The sequence below is a fragment of the Neisseria sp. P0021.S005 genome (assembly GCF_051956955.1).
Map to the genome: position 1 here is coordinate 1 of NZ_JBQCWY010000337.1, position 3278 is coordinate 3278.

At 48.2% G+C, this 3278-nt stretch carries 2 protein-coding genes and 1 pseudogene; all 3 read right to left on the reverse strand.

Annotated features, from left to right (window positions below; genetic code table 11):
* Positions 1 to 1490 (reverse strand): pyruvate formate lyase family protein (locus ACTHUE_RS13770; protein ID WP_440402833.1); only part of this gene is annotated, 1490 nt, incomplete at its 3' end.
* 302 nt (positions 1491 to 1792) lie between these two features.
* Positions 1793 to 3091 carry an adenylosuccinate synthase gene (locus ACTHUE_RS13775; RefSeq protein ID WP_049336775.1) on the reverse strand — a complete coding sequence of 433 codons (1299 nt, stop codon included), beginning with the start codon at positions 3089 to 3091 and terminating at the stop codon, positions 1793 to 1795.
* Between the two features lie 43 nt (positions 3092 to 3134).
* Positions 3135 to 3278 (reverse strand): annotated as a pseudogene (gene hisZ, locus ACTHUE_RS13780) (ATP phosphoribosyltransferase regulatory subunit); the annotation flags it as partial.

A 3278-nucleotide genomic window follows, 5' to 3' on the forward strand; every position in this document is an offset into this window, starting at 1 on the left:
ATGTTCAGCGCGGTAACGTATTGGGTTGCCAACCAATCCATGAATTTGTCCATGCGCTCAAAGACAGTGTCGTAGTCCAAAACTTCGTCCATAATCGGCTCGGTTTTCGGACCAACTTGCTCTTTAGATTTCTCGTCCACGCCGCCATTGATTGCGTACAGCAGAGTTTTAGCCAAGTTGGCGCGTGCGCCGAAGAACTGCATTTGTTTGCCGACCACCATCGGGCTGACGCAGCAGGCAATGGCGTAGTCGTCGCTATTGAAGTCAGGGCGCATCAAATCGTCGTTTTCGTATTGGATGGACGAAGTATCGATGGATACTTTGGCGCAGAATTCTTTAAAGCCTTGCGGCAGTTGTTCTGACCACAATACAGTGATGTTTGGCTCAGGAGACGGGCCCATGTTGTACAGAGTATGCAGCACGCGGAAGTTGGTGCGGGTTACCAAGGTACGGCCATCCAAGCCCATGCCACCGATAGATTCGGTTGCCCAAATCGGGTCGCCGGAGAACAGTTGATCGTATTCCGGAGTACGCAGGAAACGGACCATACGCAGTTTCATCACCAAGTGGTCAATGAATTCTTGCGCTTGGGTTTCGGTAATCACACCGTTTTTCAGGTCGCGTTCGATGTAGATGTCCAAGAATGAAGATACACGGCCGAAAGACATCGCCGCACCGTTTTGAGATTTAACGGCAGCGAGGTAGGCAAAGTAAGTCCATTGGATGGCTTCTTGTGCATTTTTTGCAGGGCCGGAAATATCGTAGCCGTAAGAAGCTGCCATTTCTTTCATTTGGTTCAATGCTTTATATTGCTCATTGATTTCTTCGCGGCGGCGGATCACTTCTTCCAAGTCCACACCGTTTTCCAAATCGGCTTGCAGTGAGTTGAACTGGTTGAGTTTGTCTTTCATCAAGAAGTCGATACCGTACAATGCCACGCGGCGGTAGTCGCCGATAATACGGCCGCGGCCATAAGCATCCGGCAGGCCGGTAATCACGCCTGATTTGCGGCAGCGGCGGATGTCGGGCGTATAAACGTCAAATACGCCTTGGTTGTGGGTTTTGCGGTATTTGGTGAAAATTTCGCTGACTTCGGGATTCAATTCAACGTTGTACACTTTGCACGCGTCTTGCACCATTTTCAAACCGCCAAACGGCATGATAGAGCGTTTCAAAGGCTCGTCTGTTTGCAGGCCGACAATGGTTTCCAAATCTTTGTTGATGTAGCCTGGAGCGTGGCTGGTAATACCGGAGACGATTTGCGCGTCGATTTTATACGGCTCGTGTGTACGGTTTTCAACCTTGATACCTTCCATCACTTCCGCCCACAGTTTGGTTGTGGCTTCGGTTGCTGGTGCCAAGAAAGAGGCATCGCCTTCATATGGCGTGTAGTTTTTTTGAATAAAATCGCGGACATCTACGTTGGTTTCCCAGTTGCCACCGACAAAACCTTCCCAAGCGGCTGGACGTTGCTGAACATCATTTGACATATCAAGCTCCTAATTTTATTGAAAATATAGACTGTAAATTTTCTGAAAGGATAACATCAATACCCATTTATTTACAGGGGTTTTTATGAAATAAAATTACAGATTTGGTTTTTCTTGATTTACGTCAATGAGAATAATTGTTACTTGGCACTACATCTCACTTTCCAAACATTCGTACTTAAAAACAGCGTAAAATACAAAATTCAGCCCTGAAGACAGGTGTTCTTCAGGGCTGAGTTTTTATTGCATTTTATATAAAAGGCCGTCTGAATTTTCAGACGGCCTTTTATTCACTTAATCAATTAAGCAAACGGATGATGCAAAACAATGGTTTCTTCACGGTCAGGACCGGTTGAAACAATGGCCACAGGCGCACCGCACACTTCTTCAATACGTTTCAGATAAGCTTTAGCGTTTTCAGGCAGCTTGTCGTACTCTTTCACACCGAAAGTCGACTCGCTCCAACCCGGCATGGTTTCATAAATCGGTTTGCAGGTTTCTACCGCATCGGAGCCGCAAGGCAGAATGTCGGTTTTGCTGCCATCAGGCAATTCATAACCTACACAGATATTGATATTCTCAATACCATCCATCACGTCCAGCTTGGTAATGCACATGCCGGAAATGCCGTTAACTTGAATAGAGCGTTTCAGAGCAGCTGCGTCAAACCAGCCACAACGACGCGCACGACCGGTTACGGAGCCGAACTCATGGCCGCGTTCAGCCAAGCCTGCGCCCACTTCGTCAAACAATTCAGTCGGGAATGGGCCGGAACCCACGCGGGTGGTATAGGCTTTAACGATACCCAAAACGTAATCCTGCATTTGCGGGCCCACGCCTGCACCGGCAGAAGCGGCACCTGCCAAGCAGTTGGACGAAGTTACAAACGGATAAGTACCGTAGTCGATGTCCAGCAACGTACCTTGTGCGCCTTCAAACAACAGGCTTTCGCCTTTGCGGTTTTTCTCGTTCAAAACACGGGAAACATCGGTAATCATCGGCGTAATGCGCGGTGCAACTTTTTCAATGACCGCCATCACATCTTCAACTTTTACCGGCTCGGCATTGTGCAGGTGTTGCAACTGAACATTGTAATAAGCCAAAACAGCTTCCAGTTTTTCAACCAGTTTTTCAGGGTGCAACAAGTCCACCACGCGAATCGCGCGACGGGCAACTTTATCTTCATAGGCTGGGCCGATGCCGCGACCGGTTGTACCAATTTTGCTTTTACCGCGGGAAGCTTCGCGTGCTTGGTCAAGCGCAATGTGGTAAGGCAGAATCAATGGGCAGGTTGGCGCAATTTTCAGACGGCCTTCGACGTTTTTCACACCGGCAGCGTTCAATTCATCGATTTCACCCAACAATGCTTCAGGAGAAACGACAACGCCTGAGCCGATGAAGCAGTCCAAAGTCTCGTGCAAAATGCCGCTTGGAATCAGGCGCAAAATGGTTTTTTTGCCACCGACGACCAAAGTATGGCCGGCATTGTGGCCGCCTTGGAAACGTACTACACCGCTGGTTTCTTCCGCCAGCCAGTCAACAATCTTACCTTTGCCTTCATCACCCCATTGGGCACCGATTACGACAACATTTTTAGCCATAGCCATCTAACCTTATTTCAGATACAAAATTTCAAAATAAAACTCAATCGTTCAAAGCGATTACTTTCCAAACGCCGTCTACCTGTTTCAGACGGCCTGTAACCTCTTCCGAACCGTTATAGCCGATACCGTAATCGATAACGACACATTGTCCTTGTTCGCGCAAAGCATCTACCGCTTCTTGAGC

Coding starts and splice junctions, on each gene's coding strand:
- ACTHUE_RS13775 (WP_049336775.1), bottom strand. CDS start 3,091: ATGGCTAAAAATGTTGTCGTAATCGGTGCCCAATGGGGTGATGAAGGC.